The following is a 21,718-nucleotide window of genomic DNA, read 5'->3' as shown; positions in this document are numbered from 1 at the left end:
TTAACGCCCCATGCCGTAGGAGTCTTCGCGTACGACACGCGGGGTGATTTCGCGGGGATCGATGGTGACCGGCTGGTAGATGACGCGGCCTTGTTCGGGGTCGTAGCGCATTTCGACGGTGCCCGACAGGGGAAAGTCTTTGCGGAACGGATGGCCGATGAAACCGTAGTCGGTCAGGATGCGGCGCAGGTCGGGATGGCCTTCGAAGACAATGCCGAACAGGTCGAAGGCTTCGCGCTCGAACCAGTTCACGCCGGGCCAGCACTCGACCAGCGAGGCCACCATGGGGAAGTCGTCGTCAGGCGCCCAGGTGCGCACCCGCAGGCGCCAGTTGTGCTGAACGGACAGCAGATGCGCGACCACCGCATAGCGGGTGCGCTGGACGCCCGGCGTCAAGGCATCGGCCGCCGGACGCGCGCCATTGCCCCAGGTAAGGTAGTCGACCCCGCACAGATCGATGCAGGTGTCGAAGCCAAGGCCGGGGTCGGTGCGCAGCTTGTTGCACGCGGCGAGCCATTGGTCGGCCGACACCTCGAGCGTCAGTTCGCCCAGCGCCTCGGTGAGCGCGACATCTGCGCCCAACGCGGCCTGCAGGTTGTGTTTCAGGGTTTCGAGCCTGGTCATCGTCATGATTGCTTTGGTGAACCGAGATGCTGACAGGTGTGGCCGGCACTACGCGAGGCCGGCCACAACGCCTCAGCGGGCAATGGTGTTGGTCAGGCGGATTTTGTTCTGCATTTGCAGCAACCCGTAGACCAGCGCTTCTGCAGTGGGCGGACAGCCCGGCACATAGACATCGACCGGCACGATGCGATCACAGCCGCGCACGACCGAATACGAATAATGGTAGTAGCCGCCACCGTTGGCGCACGAACCCATGGACACCACCCAACGCGGCTCGGGCATCTGGTCGTACACCTTGCGCAGCGCCGGCGCCATTTTGTTGCACAGCGTGCCGGCCACGATCATGAGGTCGGACTGGCGCGGGCTGGGTCGGAAGATGATGCCGAATTGGTCCAGGTCGTAGCGGGCCGCACCGGCGTGCATCATTTCGACCGCGCAACAGGCCAGACCGAAGGTCATGGGCCACATCGAACCGGTTTTTGCCCAGTTCAGGAACTTGTCGGCACTGGTAGTGATGAAGCCTTGCTTGAGAATGCCGTCTATAGCCATATTGGTCTCTGATAGCGTGCGTGCAGACCCGGGTTATTCCCAGTCGAGCGCACCCTTTTTCCATTCGTAGATGAAGCCCACCGTCAGGACGGCCAGGAACACCATGACGGTCCAGAAGCCGACAATGCCGACGGTGCCCTGCGCAATGGCCCAGGGGAACAGGAAGGCGATTTCGAGATCGAACAGGATGAAGAGGATGGCCACCAGGTAGTAGCGCACATCGAACTTCATGCGGGCATCGTCGAAGGCGTCGAAACCGCATTCGTAGGCCGAGAGTTTCTCGGCGTACGGACGCCGCGGCCCCAAGAGCGACCCTGCCGTCAGCAGCGCAAACCCGATGAGGGTAGCCACCACGATAAACAGCAGGACGGGAAAATACTGTTGCAAGTTCATTCTGGCGTCCGTCAAATGCGCAAACCTTCAGATTGTAGCATTTGCGAGGTGACTCTCTGCTGAACCCAGCGCACTGAAAACCAGGGCAAATTGACCTTTTGCAGTAACAAAAAAGCCACCCCGAAGGGTGGCTTTTCGCACGCGACCGAAGGCCGCATGCACGCTAGGTAATCGATGCGAGGCTTGCGCCTCGCAGCCGATTAGAAGCGGTGGCGGATACCGACGCCGACAGCGGTGCTCTTGACGTCGTCCAGGAACGCGTAGTTCTTGGCGTACGAGCCGTAGGCGTACAGGTTGGTACGCTTGGACAGGTCGTAGGTGTAGCCCAGCGAGAAGACGTTCATCGTCTCGTCGCCGCCGGTCAGGCGGTCGTTGCTGGGATCAACCATTTGCCACGAACCGAACAGCTTCGACGCGCCGCCGATGGGGGCGGTCAGGCCGACCAGGTACGAGTTCGACTTGAAGCCGTCGGCGAACACGTTGCCGCCCAGGCCGCTTTCGCCGGTACCCAGTTGCAGACCGGCAACGCCTTGGCCAGCGAACCAGCCGTCGGTGGTGCGGCCGTAGGCCAGAGCCAGCTTCACGACTTCGAAGTCGTACGAAGCGCCGATCGCGTACATACGCGGGGTGGCGTCAACTTCGTCTTGAGCTTGCTGGTTCGAAGCGTTCAGCTGATCGTACGACAGAGCGACGTTCAGGGGGCCGTTCACGTAGCGCAGGCCGGTGGTGATGCCACGAACGTTGTCGGCGGTACGGAAGCCAACGCGATCGTCGTCGTCGGTGTTGTCGTCAACGCTGAACGAGTAGCCGATGCCGAACTGGAAGCCGCTGTACGACGGGGTTTGGTACATGACCATGTTGTCGTAGCGAACGGTGTTGGCAGCGCTCAGGCCGAGGCCGATGTTGGCTTGGGTGAAGCCGGCGCCGAACGGGTCGATCGAGCCGAAGTACTTCGACGCGATGTTGGTTTGACGACCGAAGTCCAGACGGCCCCAGCTGTCGCTTTGCAGACCGATGGTGGCTTGACGACCGAACAGACGGCCGCCTTGGGCGGAGTTACCGTTGCTGGAGCTGAAGCCGCTTTCCAGCTGGAACACGGCTTGCAGGCCGTCACCCAGATCTTCGGTGCCACGCAGGCCCCAGCGCGAACCGTTCTGCACGCCGTTGATCATGCCGACGCGGCTGCCGCTATCCCAGCCGTCGCCCTTGACCTTGTTGTAGCCGATACCGGTATCGATGATGCCGTACAGCGTCACCGAGGTTTCTGCCTGGGCCACACCGGCGAAACCGGCGAGCAGGGCGGCAGCGAGCAGAGTCTTTTTCATTTAAGAAATCTCCGTTGATTTGAGTGACAAGAGCAGCAACGCTTGCATCAGCCTGCCGCCCCCCTAACTCCGCGAAGGGAAGTTGACGCTATTGCATCAAAAATCCCCGACACTGGCTATGGCCGCACCCCTAAAAGTACGACTTCGCCGCCCTGGCTGTTGGTATCTCGCAACATTGGCCGAGCCGGAGCCGAAACACCTACGTGTTTACCCTAGGCGCTCGGAAAGGCGCGTATTTACGGCGTTTGGTGCGCTGAGCGCGCCGGCTGCGACGGCTTTGCACCGACATGGCGCCGTTACTCTGCACAATACTGGATACACGGCGCACCGGGTAGATACATTTGCTGCCCGCGCCGGCGATGGGCCCTGAAAGGCATGCCTTGCCAGGGAAATAACGTTGTTATTAAATGAGCACATTGATATTTCCGGCGTGCCCATGGACTCGTCTCGCCCGCAACCTTCGTCCCGTGCGCAACAATTTATCGCGTTGCGGCGCCAGCTGATTCTGGAGGCCGCACAGCGTGTGTTCCAGCGCGATGGCCTGGAACAGACAACCGTGCGCGCCATAGCCAAGGAAGCCGGCTGCACCACCGGCGCCATTTATCCCTGGTTTGACGGCAAGGAAGCCATTTATGCCGAGCTGCTCGATGCGTCGCTGGAACGCCTGCACGCAGCATTGGCGGGCGCCCTGCCCGGCAATGCGGCGGGCGCGGCCCGGCGGGTGGTCAAGGCGTTTTACGGCTATTACGCCGAGCGTCCGACCGAGTTCGCGCTGGGCATGTACCTGTTCCAGGGGCTGGGGCCGCGAGGCCTGGGCCGCGACATCGACGAACGCCTGAATGCGCGGCTGCGCACGTGCGTGTCGCAGTTGGGGCACGGCTTGCAGGCAACCCGCCAGTGGCCGGATGAAACGGTGGCCATCGAGCAAATGCAGGTGTTCACGTATCTGATGGGGCTGCTGCTGCTGTTCCATACCCGTCGCGTCAAGTCACTGGGGCAGCACGCCGACGACCTGCTGGAACGTTACTGCGCCGACCTGGAGCAAGCCTGACATGACCGCATCGCCCCCTGCCCGTATCTCTGTTGCCGACTTCAGGCGCTTGCTGGCCGAGCAGCACCCCTTTGCGGAAGTGCTGGGCGTACAGATCACCGACATAGGTTTTGGCACGGCCCGCGCCATCCTGCCGGCGCGCGACGCCCATCAACGGTTGGGCGGCATCGTGGCGGGCCCCATACTGATGGGGCTGGCGGACCTGGCGCTGTACGCCGCGGTGGTGGGCGCTACCGGGCAGCCCAACGCCGTCACCGCCAGCCTGACCATCAACTTCCTGCGCAAGAGCCCCGCAGGCGCCGTGGTTGCGCAAGCCCGGCTGTTGAAGACGGGCCGCCTGGCCGCCGGCGAAGTGATTCTGCATGGCGAGGGCGCCTCGGAGCCGGTGGCGCATATCGTAAGCACGTGGTCGGTGCCGGCGCCATGACGAGCAGGCCATTGCGCGTGGGCGTGGTGGGCCTGGGCACAACGGGCGCAGCGGCGGCGCGCAGCCTGTTGCAAGACGCGCAGCCCGATCTGGCGCTTACCGTGTACGACCGCGACCCGGCCCGCTGCGAACCGTTTCGCGGGGCGGCCACACTGGCGGCATCGGCCCGCGAAGCGCTGCACGAATCGGATCTGGTGGTGCTGGCGCTGCCCGGCGAACGGGAAATCGACCGCACGCTGGATCGATTCAGCGATGGCAGGGTGGGCGCCGATATCCGCGATAAATTGCTGTGGAACCTGCGGCCCCTGCCGCGGGAAGCAGCCGAGCGCCTGGGCCATGCCGCCCGGGATGCGGGCGCCCTGTATATAGCGGGGCCGCCCGAGCCCGCCATGCGCGCCCTGCCCGCCCGACACCGCGGCGCAGACGTGAGCCGGCTGCTGCAGATTATCTGGCGCGCCGTTGCCGGGCCGCGCTGAGCGCGGCCATGCACGCCGTCAGCCATGCCAGGCTGATGGCGATGCCTGCCAGCACGTCGCTCAGGTAATGCACCTGCAGCAGCACCCGGCTGACGCCGATGGCCGCCACGAGCGCGGCCACGCCCGCCACGCAGGGCGCCCGCCAGGGCGCCGGCAGCGCCCGCACGGCCAGGTAGCAGGCAAAGCCGTACACCGCCAGGGCTCCCGAAGTATGGCCACTGGGAAAGCTCCAGCCATCGGCACTGGCATAACCATGCAGATGTTCAGGCCGCACGCGCTGGAACAGATGCTTGAGCCCCAGGTTGAGCAGGCCGGCGCCGCCCGTGACTGCCACGCATGCCAGGGCCGTCACCCATTGCCGCTTCCACAGTAGCGACACCGTCATGCCCACGGCAATGATCGTAAGCAGGTTACGGTCGCCCAGGTAGGTGAACCACGACATCGTCCATAACAGGGCCGCCGGCATCGCGAGACTGAGGCCGGAGGCAAGTCGGCTGTCCAGGCGTGCTTCGCCGGGCTGCCCGGCCATGGCGGCGGCAAGGGCCAGGAACACCGCGCCCGACCCTGCAGCGAGGAGCGACCACAGCAAGACGGGTCGAGCCCCGGGGCCGCTGGGGACATGGCGCGCCGCCAGCCAGGCGCATAGCGCCGCCGCAGCGGGGGCGGCCAGCAGGATCAGAAGAGGATGGACAGCGACCCAGTCGACGAAAGCTTCCATTAGAGCCGTTTGAACAGAATTCGTGGCCGGCGGGCGGCCGCAAGGGTGTTGGGTTCAGGGATCGCGCTGCAGGCGCAGTGCCTGGTCGGCCACGCAGCGGAACTCGCCGGCCCCGTGGGTGTAGTCCCACCGCTGCACTGAACATGCGCCCGGGTCATGGTCGAAGGAATGTTCGATGACATTGACCGAATTGGGAACCCCGCCACGTATGCGCCGCGATACCGCCGTGCCGGCCTGCACCGCCCAGGCCTGGCGCGGCGCCGGGCCGGCCGCCCCATGCACCGGCAGGACGTATGGCAGATGAATATGCCCGCCCAGGATCAGGTCGGCGCCCGCATCGACCCAGGCCGGCACGGCGGTTTCGCGGCCAATAAGCAAGTTGGACTGGTCGCTTTCGACGACGGCGCGCACGGGATGATGCAGCAATACCACACGCAGGCTGGCCGGATGCGCCTGGCGCAGGCGCTGCGCCACGCGCCTGGCCTGCGCGCCCGAAACCTGCCCATGCTTGTGGCGGCTGGGCCGCGTGGAATTTACGCCGATGACCAGCAGGCGCTCGGTTTCGACCACCGGTTCGAGGTTCGCCCCCAGCGCCCGCCGAAAGCCCCGGTAAGGGTCGAGCAGGCGCGCCGCCAGGTTGTATAGCGGAATGTCGTGATTGCCCGGCACGGCCAGCACCGGGCATTGCAGATTCTGTACAAAATCGCGGGCCGCCGCGAACTGGGCGCGCCGGGCGCGCTGCGTGACGTCGCCCCCCAGCAGTACCAGTTCGGGCTGCACCTGCCGCGCCAGCGCGAGCAGTGCGCGGACGGCCGTGGCGTCTTCGCAACCGAAATGGGTATCGGAGACGTGCAACAGCCGCGTCATGCGGATTCGGCGCGCAGCGCTTCGGGGGGCACCAGCAGGCGCAGCGGTTGGGGGGAAACACGGAAGTGCAACGGCGTATCCAGCCAGCAGATTTCACCGTCGAGCGCGACTTTAACCCGCCGGCTGCGGCCGCGAACGCGTACGGTGAGCCTGTCGAAGCCGAAACTGAAGACGTGGTCGGCATCGCCCAGCCGGCTGAACAGTCCACGCAAGAGCAGCCCGTATAAAGCCAGGGTGCCCGCCGGCCTGGCGCCCATCGCCACCAGCCGGCCCTGCGAGAGTTCGTCGGCTTCGGCAATGCCGATCTGCTGCAGCTGCAGGGCGTTGTTGCCCACCACGATGGTGGGGGTGCGCATCTGGCGAACCTGCCCCGCGTGTTCGAGCTGTATCGCCAGCTGGCGATGCGCGCGCGCCAGGGTGACCAGAGCCGACCATAAAGCGACGTATCGCCGGCGGCCATAGCGGCGCTTGTACACCTCGCGGTCTTCCAGCAATTGCGGATACAGCCCCAGGCTGGCGTTGATGAGAAACAGGCGGCTGTTTACCAGCCCCACCTGCACCGGCTCGGGGCGGGCGGCCAGCAGGGCGCGCGCCGCGGCTTCGGTGTCCTGCGAAATGCCATAGGTGCGGCCGAAATAATTGAAGGTGCCCTGCGGCACGATGCCAAACGGCAACCCGGTATCCAGCACGCCCTGGGCCACCGCGCTGAGCGTGCCGTCGCCGCCGACCGCTACCACCGCCCCGCCCTGGTCGCGCGCCCGCCCCACTGCGGTTTGTACCGCCGCGGGCAATTGCCGGCCGTCGTCGACCGCGATGATGTCGTAGCGAACGCCGGCGGCATCGAGCACGCGGCGCAGGGTGGCCTGCGCTTCGCGGGCATCGTCGCGCCCCGAGCCCATGTTCTGCACAATGAAGAACGGACCCGGACCGCTCGCTGGAGTAGAAGTCATGCCACAAAGATAGCTTGCGGCCACGCCGCCGGCAAGCGATACGAGGCCGGCTAAAATGGCGCCCTACCCTTTCCCCTACGCGCAGCACCGTGCCGAATCGCGCCGAGCCCTTCAGTTTCCGAAAAATCGCCGTACCGGCGTTCGGCCCGTCCATTCTCTATGGTGTAAGCAACGGCGCCATCCTGCCCGTGGTGGCCCTGACTGCCCGGGACCTGGGCGCCTCGGTGGCCATGTCGGGGCTGATCGTGGCGCTGATCGGCATCGGTTCGCTGGTAAGCAATATCCCGGCAGCCATCATCACCTCGCGCCACGGCGAGCGGCGGTCCATGGTGGGCGCGGCCGCGCTGAGCGTGCTTGCGCTGCTGCTGTGCATCTTTGCCGTGCACGCGGCGATGCTGGCCGCGGGCGTTTTCCTGATCGGCATGGCGTCGTCGGTGTTCTTGCTGGCGCGGCAGAGCTATATGATCGATGCCGTACCCGTGCACATGCGCGCGCGGGCCTTGTCCACCCTGGCCGGCACCATGCGCATCGGCGTCTTCGTCGGTCCGTTCGCCGGCGCCGCATTGATCCACTTCATGGGCCTGCAGGGCGCTTACTGGGTCGCCGTGGCCGCGATGGCCGGCGCGGGGATGATTGCCCGCTACGCCCCCGACATGACTCCTGTTGAACAACGCGGGACGGCAACGCCCGCCAAGCCGCGCGTGCTCGACGTGGCTCGGGCGCACCGGCGCGTCTTCCTGACGCTGGGCCTGGGCATACTGCTGGTCAGCGCGGTGCGGGCGTCGCGCCAGGTGGTGATTCCGTTGTGGGCCGATCACCTGGGCATCGGCGCGGCGGCCACCTCGGTGATCTACGGCCTGGTGGCCGCCATCGACATGTCGGTGTTCTACCCGGCCGGCACGCTGATGGACAAGCGCGGACGGCTTTGGGTGGCGTTGCCTTGCACCTTGCTGATGGGCATCGCCCTGATAGGAACATCGTTTACCACGGGCGTGTTGGGATTCGTCGTGATATCGATGATGCTGGGCATGGGCAACGGCATCGGTTCGGGCATCGTCATGACGCTGGGAGCCGACTCCGCGCCCAAGACCGGGCGCACCGAGTTCCTGGGCATATGGCGGCTGGTGGCCGACCTGGGCAGCAGCCTGGGGCCGGTGATTCTGTCGGCCGTGGCGGCGCTGGTGTCACTGGGCGCAGCCGTTGCGGCCATGGGAATGCTGGGCCTGGCGGGTGCGGCGGTGTTCTGGCGCTGGCTGCCGCGCGGCAACCCTTCCGCCGTCGCATCGGGCGAACGGCCATAAGCCGCCGCCCGATGCGCGGTATCAGGCATAGCGGCGGGCGTCTTCCATCAAGCCGGGAGTGCCGATCAGCGCATTGAGCTGATCGAAGTCCAGCATGCGGTCGCGCCAAGGCGCAGTCGTGCCATGCTGGCGCAGGCTGCCATAGTAATTCTGCAGGGTGTGGGCGACGGCGCGCGCCGTCCCCCCGGGAAAGATGACAATGCGAAAACCCCTTGCCGCCAGCGCGTCGGCGCTTTCGACGGGCGTCTGGCCGCCCTCGACCATGTTGGCCAGCAGCGGCACCCGCGACGCGAAGCGCGCGCAGGCGGCGTCCAACTGCCCGGGCGAGCGCAACGCTTCGATGAATATGGCATCCACTCCGCATTCCAGATAGCGCTCGGCGCGCTCGAATGCGGCCTCCAGGCCTTCCACCGCCACCGCGTCGGTGCGGGCCAGGATCAGCGTGGAATCGGCGTTGCGGGCATCCAGTGCGGCGCGCAGCTTGCCGCACATTTCGGCGGCGGGCACCACTGTCTTGCCCGCCAGATGCCCGCAGCGCTTGGGAAAGCCCTGGTCTTCGATCTGGATCATGGATGCGCCGGCCCGCTCGAACCCACGCACCGTGCGTTGTACGTTCAGGGCATTGCCGAAGCCGGTGTCTGCATCGACGATGACGGGGCATCGCACCCTTTCGGTGATGCGCGCCAACGTGTCTTCAACCTCGGTATACGTGGTGAGGCCGACGTCGGAACGGCCCAGACGCGAATAGGCGATCGACGCCCCCGACAGGTATAGCGCATCAAAGCCGGCCTGCTCGGCAATAAGGGCCGACAGGGCGTCGTAGACACCGGGGGCGAGCAGGGCCTGTCCGGCAGCCAGGCGGTCTTTCAGAAGGCGATTTTCCATCAGGCTCTCTGGGGGTAACGGGGAAGCGAACCATCGGCCAGCCGGCGCTTCAATTGCGGCAGCAGCCCGCCGGCGCGCACCATGTCGAGCAGGAATCCGGGTACCGGCTCGCACAGCAGAGGGGCGCCGTCGGCCCGCAGGACACGGCAATTGGGCAGGTCGATCTCGATCTGTTCGAAGTCGGCGATTTCGCCGGCGCGTTCGCAGGTAAGCAGCAGCAGCCCGACATTAAACGCGTTGCGGAAATACAGGCCGCTGTAGCTGGGCGCGATGACGGCGTGCACGCCCAGGTGCACCAGCGCCGCGGCGGCCTGTTCGCGCGACGATCCGATGCCGAAATTGCGTCCGGCCACCAGCACGTCGCCAGGTTGGACGCCCGCAGCAAAGTCGGGCCGCACGCCTTCGAGACAATGGCGCGCAATATCGGCAATGCCGAACTTCATGTAGGCGCCGGGTGCGAGCTGGTCGGTATCGATATCGTCGCCGATGCGCCAGGCGTTATGAATACGGGTCATGACAGGAATTCACGTGGATCGGCGATGCGGCCGGCGACGGCGGATGCGGCCACGGTGTAGGGAGACGCCAGGAACACCCGGGCGGTGGCCGCCCCCATGCGCCCCTTGAAATTGCGCGCGGTGGTGGCAATGACATTTGCCCCTTCGGGAATAGAGCCGCCGTAGCCCGAACATGCCCCGCACGACGTGGGCAAGAGCGTGGCGCCTGCACGCAGCAGCGCGGGCAATACCCCTTCGGCGTCCGCCGCGGCCTGGTCGCGCTGGCTGGCCGGCGCCACCATCAGGCGAACGCCGGCGGCGATGGTGCGCCCCTGCAAAATGCGGGCGGCGGCCCGCAGGTCGTCGAGCTTGGCGCCCGTGCAGGCGCCGATGTAGGCAACCTGCACCGGGGTGTCGCCATATGCCGGCACCGGGGCGGCATTGGCCGGACTATGCGGCGCCGCAACCTGCGGCTCCAGCGCCGCGGCATCGAAATCGTGCCACTGTGCCGGCGCGCCTGGGTCAGACTGCCATCGCTGCGTGTCGACATCGGCAACGCCCGCCTGCCGCAGGTAATGCCGCGTCGTTTCGTCCGGCGCCACCAGCCCCGCCTGCGCGCCCAGCTCGGCCGACATGTTGGACAGCGTCATGCGTTCTTGCATGGATAGCGCACGGACGGCCTCGCCACAGAACTCCACGGCCTGGTAACGCCCGCCGTTCATGCCCATGCGCCCTATCATGTGCAGCATCATGTCTTTGGCGGTAACGCCGGGATTCAGGCGCCCGTTCCAACGCATCATCAGCGTTTCGGGCACGCGCATCCAGATTTCGCCGCTGGCCACCACGCCCAGCATTTCGGTGCTGCCCACACCGAACATGTAGGCGCCGAACGCGCCGCCGGTGGGCGAATGGGAGTCGCCGCCCACGCAGAACATGCCCGGCCTGATGTGGCCGTGTTCCGGCACCACCACGTGGCAGATGCCCACCGAATCATAGACGTGCGGCAACGCCTGTTCGCGCGCCCAGTCGCGGGCAATGCGGACAATGCGGCGCGATTCGTCGTCGGCCTCGGGCACGTAATGGTCCATGACCAGCACAACCCTGGAGCGGTCCCACAGGCCGGTTCCCAGCTCTTCGAGCATGGGCTTGAGGCGGCGCGGCCCGCTGGAATCATGGAACATGGCCAGATCGACCTTGCAGGTCAGGATTTCGCCTACGCGCGCGGTATCGCGGCCGGCCGCGGCGGCCAGCAGTTTCTGGGCCAGGGTCTGGGCTGTCACAGTGAACCTCTTCAAGCGCTTGCGTGCGCAGGCATGGCGGCCGGCAGCCATGTGGGCTGGCCGGGCATATCGTGCGCCTGCATGTTCATGCGGTATTCGTAGCGGTCGGGGCGATACTGCGCATGCAGCCATTCCACCGGCCGGCCGGATTCGTCGCGCACCAGCCGGTGCAGGCTGAGCAAGGCCGCGCCCACCGGCACGTCGAGCAGCTCGGCCACGCCCGGTTCGGCCAACACAGCCGAGATGGCCTGTTCGGCGCCCGCCACCCTGACGTCAAGGTCGCGGAATATGGCAAGCAAAGGCTTGGACGCGAGGTCTTCGCGGCGGATGCGGCGGCCGATATCGTCGGGAACAAATGTGGTCAGGTACGAGAAAGGCAGGCCCTGGTGGCTGCGCACCCGCACGGCCCGCTGCACCAGTGCGCCCGGCGCGACGCCCAGGCGCGCCGCCACCGGGCCGGCGGCCGGCACGGTTTCGAGTTCGAGCAATTGCACCTGGGTCTGCATGCCCATGCTGGCCAGATGGGCCATCAGCCCGTCAATATCGGCCCCCTGCTGGGTGACGGACAGCGCCGAGGGGCGTGCGGCGAAGGTGCCGCGGCCTTGCCGGCGCTCGACCAGCCCTTCGGATTCCAGGCGGTCCAGCGAACGCCTGATCGTCAGGCGCGATACGCCGTATTCGGCGGCCAGGGCGTTTTCGCCCGGCATGGGCACATCGTACGGAAAACCGCCCGCGCGCAACCGCTGCTTCAAGAGCAGGTATACCTTGTGATACAGCGGTAGCGGGCTATCGGACACGGGCGGGCTCCTGGGTGGGCGGTCAGTCGACGGTGGCGCCGGTGAACTTTACGATTTCGGCGTAGCGTTCGATGTCTTCACGTACAAAGGCGTCGAGCTCCTGCGGGGTGCTGCTGACGGCGGACGCGGCTTCGCGCTCGAGCAGCTGGCGGAAGTCCGGCGTATCGACGGCCTTGCGCGCGGCGGCGTTAAGCGTGGCCAGCGTGTCGGCCGGCAGGTTGGCCGGGCCGAAAAGCGCGAACCAGGCGTTGGACTCGAAACCCTTGATGGTATCGCCAATAGGAGGCACGCCGGGAAACTGCGCCAGGGACTCGGGGCTGCTGACGCCCAGCGCCTTCAATGCCCCGCTCTTGATGTGCGGCAGCGCGTTGAGCGAGCTGGCGAACATCATGTCGACCTGGCCGCCCAGCACGTCGTTGACGGCGGGCGACGTGCCCTTATAAGGCACATTGAGAATATCGAGACCGGCCATCATTTTCATGCGCTCGCCCGCCAGGTGCAGCGACGAACCGATGGCCCCCAGCGCCATGGTGTACTTGCCCGGGCTGGCCTTGACCAGCGACACGAACTCTTCCATCGATTTGGCCGGGAAGTCCTTGCGCGTGACCAGCACGCTGGGCACATTGGCCAGCATGCTGATAGGCGTGAAATCGCGCACCGGGTCGAACGGAAGGTTGCGGTACAGGGTGGCGTTGATGGAAAAACTGGTGAAGGTCACCAGCAGCGTCCTGCCGTCGGGGTTGCTCTTGGCGACATAGTCGGCGGCGATGTTGCCGCCTGCGCCCGGCTTGTTCTCGACCAGCACCGTGCGCTTGAGGTCTTTCGACATATGTTGCGCAATGCTGCGTGCCACCGTATCGGTGGTGCCGCCGGGGGGCGCTCCCACCACGAGCTTGATGGCGTCGTTCTGGGCCCATGCCGCGCCGGGCGGCAGCGCCATGGATCCAATAACGGCGCACGCCGCAGCGATTCGATGCAGTCCGACCATCGGGATATCTCCTGGTATGTTGTGTTGTATTGATGACAATACAACTATACCTGCTAAGCCCGGCCGCCATCAAGCCCCCTGCCGATACGGCCGGGGCGGGCGAGCGGCCATGCGCGGCCTATGCGGACGGACGGACGTAGCGGGAAAAGATCTATTGGCCGGCGTCGCGCGCGCGGTCGGCTTCGAGCCTGGCCAGGCCGAACAACATCAGCACACAGGCCAGCAGCCCGGCGCCCGCCAGGCCCCATCCGGCCAGATGGCCGAACTGCGGTACCGCCCACACGGGGGCGGCCAGGCCTGCCAACGGCGCCAGCCCAAGACAGCCCCAGAAGACGGCCCGGCCGCTATCGCGGCGCGGCACGGCCTGGTTCACTGCTTTCGGGGCGACACGGGCCTTGCCACGGCGCGCCCGTTCGAACTCTACATACACCACTGCCATAAGCCCCTCCTGGCGTATATCCGCATAAGGCAGGCTGCCTTGTACGGTCCGGCTCCGCCTGTGCATCCGGACTGTGCCGCCCGGTACGCTCAGACATCAGCGGTCGTTAGTGAACTGCTGTCAGGTGTATGGATACTCTGATATGGCGCACGGCGCAATCGGGTGTTGCCCCGCCGTCCGTGCGCAGCGCGCCCGCGGCTACGAGCCTGTCTGCCAGAACAGGCCGACTTTGCCGCCCGACAGGGAATTGCTGGCCTCGCGGCAGCGGTCGCGCAGGTCTTCACCGAGCGACTGCAGCGACGATGGTGTGAACTGGGCGGAGAATCCCACTGCGCTGATGGCCATCAAGGGGGTGCGATGCTCGTCGAGTATGGGCGAAGACACCGTGGTAATTCCCTTGACGTAGTGCCCTTCGTCCAGCGCGTAGCCGACCTCGCGCACTTTCTCGACGTCGCGCATATAGGCTTCGAAACTGGGCCCATCTTCCCAGCGCAGGCTGCTGATACCCCAGCGCAGGCTGCTGATACGCGACCGCAGTTCGGCGGGGCTGAGCGGGCTGTACGCGGCCATGCAGCGCCCCAGCGCCGCAATGTACAGCGGCAGCCGCTGGCCGATGCTCATGTGCACGCGCAGGGCCGATCCGCTGTCGGCCAGGTCCACCATGACCACGCGGTCGTTGGTGGTGCGCTGCCACAGCGTCGTGGTGACGCGGTGACGGCTGGCGATTTCCTGCAGGTGGGGACGCAGCAGCCGCGCATACGAGGCCTGCTCCAGAGAGCCTTTGGCCAGTTCCACCAGCCCCAGGCCTATGCGGTAGGTTTTCGTGTCTTCGTCGAAAGTAACCAGGCCTTCGTGCACCAGGGTTTTCAGCAGATTGAAGCATGTGCTGGAATTCAGTTCGAGATCGCGCGCGATGCGCGTGACTCCCAACGGCGTCGGTACGCTCGCCAGGTGGCGAAGAACTCGCAGGCCGGCGCTGAGCGCGCCCACCTTCTTTTCGGGAGGAGAAGCCGTCATAGACAAGAAGACCGGCCCGCGATACGCCGCGAAATGGGCATGGTGCTGTCGGCCGATCACCGCGTGCTCGATGGCGTCACCGCATTGACGTTCCTGAAGCGGGTTGTGCAGGCCCTGGAACAACCTGCAGGGTTGCTCGCGATATGACCATGCAAACCGCATCCCGCCAGGAATTCGACGTGGCGATCGTTGGCGGCGGCCCCGCAGGATATGTGGCCGCGCTGCGGGCCTCGCAGCTGAAATTGCGCACGGCGCTGGTCGAGCGCGAGCACCTGGGCGGCGTCTGCCTGAACTGGGGCTGCATTCCCACCAAGGCCCTGCTGCACTCTGCAGATACGGTGCGCCGTATCCGCCAGGCCCATGCAGAAGGCATCGTTGCCGAATCGCCGCAAATCGATTTCGCACGCATCATGCAGCGGTCGCGCACCGCGTCGCAACGCCTGAACCGTGGAGTGGCCCATTTGCTGAAAAAGGCCGGCGTCAAAGTCTTCAGCGGCAGCGCGCGCCTGCAGGGAAAGGGCCGCCTGGAAGTCAGCGGGGCCGACGGCCAGGCGGCGCAACAGGTCGCGGCGGCCCACATCATTCTGGCTACGGGCGCACGGCCGCGCGAGTTGCCCGCGCTGCCCTTCGATGGCGAGCGGGTCTGGAGCTACCGCGACGCCCTGTCCGCCACACAGCTTCCGGCGTCTCTGCTCGTAATAGGCGCCGGGGCTATCGGCCTTGAGTTCGCCAGCTTTTACGCAACCCTGGGGTGCAGCGTAACCGTGGTGGAAGCCGCGCCCCGCGTGCTGCCGTCCGGCGACGAAGAGGTGTCCGACTTCGTCCGGCAGGCCATGGAGCAGGACGGCGTGCGCTTCCTGACGGGCGCGCGGCTGGCCAGTGCCGACGTCACGGCCGGGCACGTGCAGGCGGTGGTGGAATCCGACGCCGGCCAGGCCATCGCCCTGCAGGCAGAGCGCGCGCTGGTGGCGGTGGGCCTGGTCGGCAATACCGAGCATCTGGGCCTGGAACATTGCCGCGCGGTGATCAACCACGGCCTGATCGAAGCCGGCGATTGGGGCGCCACGCAGGAGCCGGGGCTATATGCCATAGGCGACGTCACGGGTCCGCCCATGCTGGCGCACAAGGCAAGCCACGAAGGCATCGCATGTGTCGAACATATCGCGCGCCTGCACGCCGGCCGCCCGCCCCAGGCGCTGCGCGCGCGCGCGCCGGCGATTCCCGCGTGCGTATACAGCCATCCGCAAAGCGCATCGATAGGCCTTACGGAAGCGCAGGCGCGCGCGGCCCATCCGGACGTGAAGGTCGGCAAGTTCCCGCTGCAAGGCAATGGCAAGGCCGTGGCCATAGGCGAGGCCGCCGGCTTCATCAAGACGATCTTCAGTGCCGCTTCCGGTGAGTTGCTGGGCGCGCATCTGGTAGGCCCGGAAGTCACCGAACTGGTGCATGGGTACGCCGTCGCGCAGTCGCTCGAAGCCACCGAAGCCGAGCTGATCGAAACCGTATTTCCCCATCCCACGCTGTCGGAGGCCATGCACGAATCGGTGCTGGCCGCCTATGGCCGGGCGTTGCACATGTAATGCAGTTCCCAATGCAGGAAACCACCCGGGCATGCCCTAAGACACGAACGAACACAAGGAGACAACCATGAAGCGCTTTCAGAAACTGGCTTTGACACTCGCGGCGGCAACCGCCTGGGCCATGCCCGCGGCGGCACAGGAGATTCCCGGGCAAAAGCAGATGCGCCTGATCGTGCCCTATTCCGCTGGCGGCACCTCGGATATCCTGGGCCGCAAACTGGCCGAACAACTCAGCGCGCGCCTGCAGCGTCCGGTCATTGTGGAAAACAAGGCCGGGGCGGGCGGCGCCATTGGCACCGAGGCCACCGTGCGCGCCGATGCCGATGGCAGCACCATCCTGCTGCACAGCGGCGCCATCGCGACCGAGCCTGCCATCAAGGCCAAGCTGCCGTACGACGTGACCCGCGACCTTATGTCCATCACGACCGTGGTCCGTGGCCCGTTCGCCCTGCTCGTCAGCAACGATCTGCCGGTGAAAAACGTGGCCGATCTCGTCAAATACGCCCAGGCGAATCCCGAGAAAGTGAACTTCGGCACGCCCGGAATCGGCACCTCGGTGCACTTTGCCAGCGAACTTTTCAAGTCGGCGGCCAAGGCCCCCGTGACCCATGTGCCATACAAAGGGGCCAGCGCTGCGCTCACCGGCCTGATGGGCGGAGAAGTTCAGATGGTGATCGACCCGCTGTCCACTGCGAAGCGATACGCCGAAGGCGGAAAAGTGAAGGCGCTGGCCATCACCACCGCCCAGCGCTCCGACCTGTGGCCGGGAATGACCACCGTTGCAGAATCCGGCGTGCCGGGCTTCAACGCGGCGGTCTGGTATGGCCTGTACGTGCCGGCCAAGACGCCGGCGGCCACCGTGCAAATGCTCAACAAGGAGTTCGTGGCCATTCTGCAGTCGCCGGAAATGCGCGAATGGCTGACCTCGCAGGGCCTGGAAGCGGTGGGTGACACGCCGCAACAGGCGCAGGATCAACTGGTCGAGGAAATCAAGACCTGGAAAGAACTCGCCAGGACGGCGGGCATTCAACCCCAGTAGGCGACGCCGGGACAGATCGGCAGCTGCGCCGCCCGCGGGCGCGCAGCTTCAATTCGACACGAGACACCACCATGGACTTCAGACTCAACGACGAACAGCGCATGATGATCGAATCCGCCCGCCAGATCGGCGAACGGTTCGGGCTGGAATACTGGCGCAAGCAAGACGCCGAAAAGGCCTTTCCCACTGAATACTGGCGCGCCGTCTGCGAAGCCGGGTTGTCCGGGGTGGCGCTGCCGGAGGAATACGGCGGCAGCGGCCTGGGCATGCTGGAAATGTCGCTGATCGTAGAGGCTCTTGCCGCCACGGGGGGCGGGTCCACCGTGGGCCAGCTGTTCATGATCAACCCCATCTTCGGCGGCGTGTCGATCGCCCGCTTCGGCAACGAGTCCATGCGCCGCGAGCTGCTGCCCAAGCTGATCAGCGGCGAAATCAACTGCTGCATGGCGCTGACCGAGCCCGACGCCGGCACCAACACGCTGGAAATCAAGACCTATGCGGCCGAGGACGGCGACGGCTGGCGCCTGAACGGCCGCAAGATCTGGATCACCGGCGTGGCCTCGGCTTCGAAGATGCTCGTCATCGCCCGCACCAAGAAGCTCGAGCAGGCCCAGTCCCGCACTGACGGCCTGTCGATGTTCATGATAGACGTCGAACGCGAGGGCCTGACTCATACCCCCATTGACAAGCTGGGAACCTGCACGCTGGACTCCAGCAGCGTTTTCTTCGACAACGTGCGCGTCGAGCCGCACGAACTGATCGGGACGCTGCACCAAGGCTGGCGCGAGTTGCTGGACGTGCTCAACACCGAACGCATGGTAACGACCGCCGGCCTGGTGGGCACGGGGCGAACTGGCGATCAGGCTGGCGGTGCAGTATGCCAACGACCGTAGCGTATTTGGCGGCCGCCCGATCAGCTCATACCAGGGCCTGCAGTTTCCCCTGGCCCAATGCCATGTCGAGATCGAGGCCGCGCGCCTGCTGAACTACAAGGCAGCCACGAACTTCGACATGGGCCTGCCCTACAGCAACGAAGCCAACGCGGCCAAGCTGATCGCGGCGCAGACGGTGGGCCGCGCCACAGAGCGCGCCATGCAGACCATGGGCGGCATGGGGTACGCCAAGGAATACCACGTCGAGCGGCTGTGGCGCGACTGCCGGCTGTTCCGCTTTGCGCCCGTATCCGAAGAAATGATCCTGAACTACGTCGCGAACCACGAGCTGCAGATGCCCCGCTCTTACTGAGCGGCGCTGACGCGCCTGCCGCACAATACGGAGACGACCATGGTTTCTATCAGCGCAAGCGTGGCCTGGTGGGCGCAAGCGGAACCCCAGCGGCTGGCGCTGGTGTATCGCGGCCAGCGCATCAGCTATGCCGAACTGAACCTGCGCGCCGGACGGGCGGCCGCCCTGCTGGCTGAGCAGGGCATCCAGCCCGGCCAGGTCGTGGCGCTGCTCATGAAAAACAGCGCTGCCTTTCTTGAACTGAGCCTGGCCATCAGCCGGGCCGGCGCCGTGCTGCTGCCCATCAACTACCGCCTGGGCAAAGACGAGGTCGACTACATCCTCGACAATTCCGGCGCCCGGCGGCTCTTCGCCGACGCCGAGCTACGGGCTTCGGTGCCCGAGCGGTGCCCCGTCACCTGGCTCGACGACGCCGCGCAAGCCGACAGCAGCCGCTTGCCGGGAGCGGCCGGCCTGCCGCCCCCGCCCGCCGCGCCCGCCGCAACGCCCGATACGCTGTACCGCCTGATGTACACCAGCGGCACCACCGACCGGCCCAAGGGCGTCATGCACAGCTATGCGAACATGGCGTGGAAATGCCTGGACCACATCACGACGCTGGGCCTGTCGCGCGATGACCGCCTGCTGGTGGTAGGGCCGCTGTATCACGTGGGCGCCTATGACCTGCCCGGCGTTGCGCTATGGATGACCGGAGGCGCGCTGGTGCTCGAGCGCGAGTTCGATGCCGCGCGCGCGCTGGCCCTGATCGATAGCGAGCGCATCACGGGGGCCTGGATGGCGCCCGTCATGCTCAATCGCTGCCTGGCGTTGCCCGAACGCCAGCAATATGACCTGAGCAGCCTGCGCTGGCTGATCGGCGGCGGCGAGCGCACGCCAGAAGAGCGTATCCGCGAATTCACGCAGCTCTTCACCCACGCCCGGTACATTGACGCCTATGGCCTGACCGAAACCTGCTCGGGCGACACCATGATGGAACCCGGGCGCGAGCTCGAGAAAATCGGCTCCACCGGACGCGCCCTGCCGCATGTGGCCCTGGGCATCTTCGACGACGAGGGCCGGCCACTGCCGCCCGGCCAGCCCGGCGAAATATGCCTGTCCGGCCCCAAGGTATGCCTGGGCTACTGGAACGACCCCGCCAAGACCGCCGCCAGCTTTTTCGGCGCCTGGTTCCGCACCGGCGACGTGGGCTATGTCGATGAAGAGGGTTTTCTGTACCTGACCGACCGCAAGAAAGACATGATCATCAGCGGCGGCGAAAACATCGCCTCGTCGGAGGTCGAGCGCGTACTGTACGAACTGCCGGAAGTAGAAGAAGCCGCCGTGATCGGCCTGCCGGACCCCACATGGGGAGAATGCGTGACGGCGGCGGTCGTGCTTCGGTCCGGCGCCACCCTGACGCTGGACGCCTTGCGCACGCATTGCTCGGCAAGGCTGGGGGGATTCAAGACGCCCAAGAAGCTGGTGCTGTGCGACAGCCTGCCGCGCAACCCATCGGGCAAGGTGCTCAAGCGGGAATTGCGGCGCATGCTGGCAGAGCCGGGGCCGGGCTAGGACAACGCCCCTCGCCGGGCGCCCCTGGCCAAGCGCCGCTCGCCAGGCGCCGGCCAGGAATGTCCGCTGTGCTACTTCAGCGCCGAATACGCAGTCGGAGCCAGGAACTGGTTCTCGACGCGCTCGACAATGATCTTCTCGGCTTCGCTGGCCGCGCGCGTGGCGATCCAGTCCGGATCGGACTGGAAGGCGTTCCACTTCTGCTCGCGCTCGGCCATGCTTTCCCATTTGAGCAAATAGGTCAGCGACTGGTTGGACGGCCCCACCAGCGTAGTCCAGAAGCCGATCTGTTCAATGCCGTGCTTCTTGAAAAAGCCCAGCGTATGGTTGGTGAAGCGATCGTTCAGCGCCGGCAGGCGGCCCGGCGCGCAATGATAGATGCGCAGTTCGACGATCATGGCGTCTCCCGGGCGGCGGCGGCTGTGGCGCCGATGTAGTCGTGCTCAGACACTTCTTCCTGCCAATTGCTCTTGCCCAGCGAAGTGGCCACATGGATCATGTAAGTATCTGCCGCGGCGCCGTGCCAGTGCCGCTCGTTAGGCGGTATCCACACCACATCGCCCTGGCGGATGGCCTGCGCGGGCTGTCCGTCGGCGCAGATCCAGCCGCGGCCGGCCGTCACCTGCAGAATCTGTCCCAGTTCGTGGGTATGCCAGTACGTGCGCGCGCCCGGCGAAAAAAACACCGAATTGATCGTCACGTTGTCGGTGGTGGGCATGATCGGGTCGCCCCACACGATGCCGGTGAATGTAGAGCTGCGCTGCTCCGAAACCTTGCCTTCCGCCCTGCCATGAAACACCTTCATTGGATAACCTCCTTTCAAGTTTTCAGGCGGACGCCACCGCTCACATCCCCGATGGCATCCACGACACGATTACTGATCTGATCGCCGTATCCCAGCGCCGTGGCCAGGCCGAAGCTCGCCAGCGGCCCCGACGCGTTAAGCGACGCCACGCCCAGCTCGCGAACCAGGTCCACATACAGCACGATGTCTTTCGTCATGAGCTTGCTGGTCAAGCCGCCTTCCAGATAATTGCCATCCACAATATGAGGAAAACGGTTGAGCGTGGCGAAATTGACGCCGCTGCTGCTGTTCAAGACGTCCAGCAGGCGATGCAAATCCAGCCCGGCCTTCTTGCCCGCCACCATGACTTCCGCCGTGGCCGCCAGGCTGATGGCATTGAGAAAATTGTTCAGCAGTTTGGTGGCGTGCCCGGCTCCGGTTTCCCCCATGTGCAGCACCTTGCTGCTGATCGGCGCAAATGCCCATTGCAGCGACCGGACGGTGTCGGCATCGCCGCCGACCATGAGCGTCAGCTTGCCCTGCTCTGCCGCGGCCGCCCCGCCCGATACGCCCGCGTCGACAAACTGCACGCCCCTGTCGGCAAACAAGCCGGCCAGGCGCCGGGTGGAACTGGCCGCCGCGGTGCTCAGGTCCACCACTACCTGGCCGGCACGGCACGCAGCAAGTATGCCGTCCGGCCCTTCTACTACCGCTTCGACCACGCGGCTGTCCGGCAAAGAAAGCAGCACCACGTCGGCGGATTCGACCGCTGCGCGCAGCGTCGCCGCGGGCTGCGCCCCCGCTGCGCTCGCCCGGGCGGCGTCCGTGTCGTAGCCGCATACGGCAATTCCGGCGTCGACCAGGCGGCGCGCCATGCGTCCGCCCATGTTGCCCAGCCCGATGAACCCCACTCTATCCTGTTGCGCCATGGCGATCTT

Annotated in this window: 27 protein-coding genes; 10 read left to right on the top strand and 17 right to left on the bottom strand. The window is 65.9% G+C overall.

What is annotated here, in order from left to right; translation table 11 throughout:
• From CAL19_RS04390 to CAL19_RS04375, 4 genes are all read right to left on the bottom strand, one after another.
• Complete coding sequence (locus CAL19_RS04390; RefSeq protein ID WP_026640282.1) at positions 1 to 630, bottom strand: NADH-quinone oxidoreductase subunit C; 630 nt, start codon at positions 628 to 630, stop codon at positions 1 to 3.
• A gap of 66 nt (positions 631 to 696) precedes the next feature.
• Positions 697 to 1,173, bottom strand: coding sequence for a NuoB/complex I 20 kDa subunit family protein (locus CAL19_RS04385; RefSeq protein WP_006217960.1), 477 nt, complete (start codon positions 1,171 to 1,173; stop codon positions 697 to 699).
• Between the two features lie 33 nt (positions 1,174 to 1,206).
• Positions 1,207 to 1,566, bottom strand: a complete 360-nt coding sequence (locus CAL19_RS04380; protein ID WP_026640281.1) for an NADH-quinone oxidoreductase subunit A — start codon at positions 1,564 to 1,566, stop codon at positions 1,207 to 1,209.
• A gap of 200 nt (positions 1,567 to 1,766) precedes the next feature.
• Positions 1,767 to 2,891, bottom strand: coding sequence for a porin (locus CAL19_RS04375; RefSeq protein ID WP_094796115.1), 1,125 nt, complete (start codon positions 2,889 to 2,891; stop codon positions 1,767 to 1,769).
• A 436-nt stretch (positions 2,892 to 3,327) separates the two neighbouring features.
• On the opposite strand from CAL19_RS04375, the gene CAL19_RS04370 reads away from it, so the two are divergent.
• Genes CAL19_RS04370 through CAL19_RS04360 form a run of 3 tightly spaced genes read left to right on the top strand, consistent with a single transcriptional unit; the run spans position 3,328 to position 4,845 of the window.
• Positions 3,328 to 3,942 carry a TetR/AcrR family transcriptional regulator gene (locus tag CAL19_RS04370; RefSeq protein WP_094796114.1) on the top strand — a complete coding sequence of 205 codons (615 nt, stop codon included), beginning with the start codon at positions 3,328 to 3,330 and terminating at the stop codon, positions 3,940 to 3,942.
• A 1-nt stretch (position 3,943) separates the two neighbouring features.
• Complete coding sequence (locus CAL19_RS04365; RefSeq protein WP_094796113.1) at positions 3,944 to 4,369, top strand: PaaI family thioesterase; 426 nt, start codon at positions 3,944 to 3,946, stop codon at positions 4,367 to 4,369.
• Positions 4,366 to 4,845, top strand: a complete 480-nt coding sequence (locus tag CAL19_RS04360) for an NAD(P)-binding domain-containing protein (RefSeq protein WP_038852462.1) — start codon at positions 4,366 to 4,368, stop codon at positions 4,843 to 4,845. Before CAL19_RS04365 ends, CAL19_RS04360 begins: the two co-directional genes overlap by 4 nt.
• Here the strand turns inward: CAL19_RS04360 and CAL19_RS04355 are convergent.
• The 3 genes from CAL19_RS04355 to CAL19_RS04345 are packed head-to-tail and all read right to left on the bottom strand — an operon-like array spanning position 4,814 to position 7,380.
• Complete coding sequence (locus tag CAL19_RS04355) at positions 4,814 to 5,563, bottom strand: phosphatase PAP2 family protein (protein ID WP_094796112.1); 750 nt, start codon at positions 5,561 to 5,563, stop codon at positions 4,814 to 4,816. The two genes, CAL19_RS04360 and CAL19_RS04355, sit on opposite strands and share 32 nt — an antisense overlap.
• 54 nt (positions 5,564 to 5,617) lie before the next feature.
• A complete protein-coding gene (locus CAL19_RS04350; protein ID WP_038852461.1) occupies positions 5,618 to 6,430 on the bottom strand; it encodes a metallophosphoesterase family protein in 813 nt (270 codons plus the stop codon).
• Positions 6,427 to 7,380 carry a diacylglycerol/lipid kinase family protein gene (locus tag CAL19_RS04345; RefSeq protein ID WP_094796111.1) on the bottom strand — a complete coding sequence of 318 codons (954 nt, stop codon included), beginning with the start codon at positions 7,378 to 7,380 and terminating at the stop codon, positions 6,427 to 6,429. The genes CAL19_RS04350 and CAL19_RS04345 overlap by 4 nt, the downstream gene beginning before the upstream one ends.
• Positions 7,381 to 7,469: 89 nt before the next feature.
• Here CAL19_RS04345 and CAL19_RS04340 point away from each other — a divergent pair, with 89 nt between their 5' ends.
• On the top strand, positions 7,470 to 8,681 hold the full coding sequence (locus CAL19_RS04340) for an MFS transporter (RefSeq protein ID WP_094796110.1): 1,212 nt from the start codon (positions 7,470 to 7,472) through the stop codon (positions 8,679 to 8,681).
• Positions 8,682 to 8,702: 21 nt separating this feature from the next.
• Here CAL19_RS04340 and CAL19_RS04335 read toward each other — a convergent pair whose 3' ends face one another.
• The 7 genes from CAL19_RS04335 to CAL19_RS04305 all read right to left on the bottom strand — a co-directional run bounded on the left by CAL19_RS04335 (position 8,703) and on the right by CAL19_RS04305 (position 14,581).
• Complete coding sequence (locus tag CAL19_RS04335) at positions 8,703 to 9,566, bottom strand: isocitrate lyase/PEP mutase family protein (protein ID WP_094796109.1); 864 nt, start codon at positions 9,564 to 9,566, stop codon at positions 8,703 to 8,705.
• A complete protein-coding gene (locus CAL19_RS04330) occupies positions 9,566 to 10,081 on the bottom strand; it encodes a 3-isopropylmalate dehydratase (protein ID WP_094796108.1) in 516 nt (171 codons plus the stop codon). Before CAL19_RS04330 ends, CAL19_RS04335 begins: the two co-directional genes overlap by 1 nt.
• Positions 10,078 to 11,340, bottom strand: coding sequence for a 3-isopropylmalate dehydratase large subunit (locus tag CAL19_RS04325; protein ID WP_094796397.1), 1,263 nt, complete (start codon positions 11,338 to 11,340; stop codon positions 10,078 to 10,080). Before CAL19_RS04325 ends, CAL19_RS04330 begins: the two co-directional genes overlap by 4 nt.
• An 11-nt stretch (positions 11,341 to 11,351) precedes the next feature.
• The gene (locus CAL19_RS04320) at positions 11,352 to 12,137 is read right to left on the bottom strand and encodes a GntR family transcriptional regulator (protein WP_026640270.1); all 786 of its coding nucleotides are present in this window, start codon (positions 12,135 to 12,137) and stop codon (positions 11,352 to 11,354) included.
• A gap of 22 nt (positions 12,138 to 12,159) precedes the next feature.
• A complete protein-coding gene (locus CAL19_RS04315; protein ID WP_026640269.1) occupies positions 12,160 to 13,125 on the bottom strand; it encodes a Bug family tripartite tricarboxylate transporter substrate binding protein in 966 nt (321 codons plus the stop codon).
• Positions 13,126 to 13,276: 151 nt separating this feature from the next.
• Positions 13,277 to 13,564: a hypothetical protein gene (locus tag CAL19_RS04310; RefSeq protein WP_094796107.1), complete on the bottom strand. Its 288-nt coding sequence runs from the start codon at positions 13,562 to 13,564 to the stop codon at positions 13,277 to 13,279.
• 198 nt (positions 13,565 to 13,762) lie between these two features.
• Positions 13,763 to 14,581 (bottom strand): IclR family transcriptional regulator, encoded by an 819-nt coding sequence (locus CAL19_RS04305; RefSeq protein ID WP_094796106.1) that lies wholly within the window; start codon positions 14,579 to 14,581, stop codon positions 13,763 to 13,765.
• A gap of 33 nt (positions 14,582 to 14,614) precedes the next feature.
• On the opposite strand from CAL19_RS04305, the gene CAL19_RS19940 reads away from it, so the two are divergent.
• The 6 genes from CAL19_RS19940 (at position 14,615) to CAL19_RS04280 (ending at position 19,996) form a co-directional block, all read left to right on the top strand.
• Complete coding sequence (locus CAL19_RS19940; protein ID WP_432759129.1) at positions 14,615 to 14,728, top strand: 2-oxo acid dehydrogenase subunit E2; 114 nt, start codon at positions 14,615 to 14,617, stop codon at positions 14,726 to 14,728.
• A 2-nt stretch (positions 14,729 to 14,730) separates the two neighbouring features.
• Positions 14,731 to 16,161 carry a dihydrolipoyl dehydrogenase gene (lpdA, locus tag CAL19_RS04295; RefSeq protein WP_026640256.1) on the top strand — a complete coding sequence of 477 codons (1,431 nt, stop codon included), beginning with the start codon at positions 14,731 to 14,733 and terminating at the stop codon, positions 16,159 to 16,161.
• 67 nt (positions 16,162 to 16,228) lie between these two features.
• Complete coding sequence (locus CAL19_RS04290) at positions 16,229 to 17,200, top strand: Bug family tripartite tricarboxylate transporter substrate binding protein (RefSeq protein WP_026640255.1); 972 nt, start codon at positions 16,229 to 16,231, stop codon at positions 17,198 to 17,200.
• Between the two features lie 71 nt (positions 17,201 to 17,271).
• Positions 17,272 to 18,093, top strand: coding sequence for an acyl-CoA dehydrogenase family protein (locus tag CAL19_RS04285; RefSeq protein WP_249276251.1), 822 nt, complete (start codon positions 17,272 to 17,274; stop codon positions 18,091 to 18,093).
• Positions 18,071 to 18,445, top strand: coding sequence for an acyl-CoA dehydrogenase family protein (locus tag CAL19_RS19790; protein ID WP_249276250.1), 375 nt, complete (start codon positions 18,071 to 18,073; stop codon positions 18,443 to 18,445). Before CAL19_RS04285 ends, CAL19_RS19790 begins: the two co-directional genes overlap by 23 nt.
• 39 nt (positions 18,446 to 18,484) lie before the next feature.
• The gene (locus tag CAL19_RS04280; protein WP_094796105.1) at positions 18,485 to 19,996 is read left to right on the top strand and encodes an AMP-binding protein; all 1,512 of its coding nucleotides are present in this window, start codon (positions 18,485 to 18,487) and stop codon (positions 19,994 to 19,996) included.
• A gap of 71 nt (positions 19,997 to 20,067) precedes the next feature.
• On the opposite strand, the gene CAL19_RS04275 is transcribed toward CAL19_RS04280, so the two are convergent.
• The 3 genes from CAL19_RS04275 to CAL19_RS04265 are packed head-to-tail and all read right to left on the bottom strand — an operon-like array spanning position 20,068 to position 21,709.
• A complete protein-coding gene (locus CAL19_RS04275) occupies positions 20,068 to 20,394 on the bottom strand; it encodes an NIPSNAP family protein (RefSeq protein ID WP_026640252.1) in 327 nt (108 codons plus the stop codon).
• The gene (locus tag CAL19_RS04270; protein WP_026640251.1) at positions 20,391 to 20,801 is read right to left on the bottom strand and encodes a cupin domain-containing protein; all 411 of its coding nucleotides are present in this window, start codon (positions 20,799 to 20,801) and stop codon (positions 20,391 to 20,393) included. The genes CAL19_RS04275 and CAL19_RS04270 overlap by 4 nt, the downstream gene beginning before the upstream one ends.
• A 14-nt stretch (positions 20,802 to 20,815) precedes the next feature.
• Positions 20,816 to 21,709, bottom strand: a complete 894-nt coding sequence (locus tag CAL19_RS04265; protein ID WP_094796104.1) for an NAD(P)-dependent oxidoreductase — start codon at positions 21,707 to 21,709, stop codon at positions 20,816 to 20,818.
• Between the last annotated feature and the right edge of the window lie 9 nt (positions 21,710 to 21,718).

It is taken from the genome of Bordetella genomosp. 7 (assembly GCF_002261265.1).
In the GTDB taxonomy this organism is placed as follows: domain Bacteria; phylum Pseudomonadota; class Gammaproteobacteria; order Burkholderiales; family Burkholderiaceae_B; genus Bordetella_A.
This window is presented reverse-complemented; position numbering and strand designations above follow the sequence as displayed.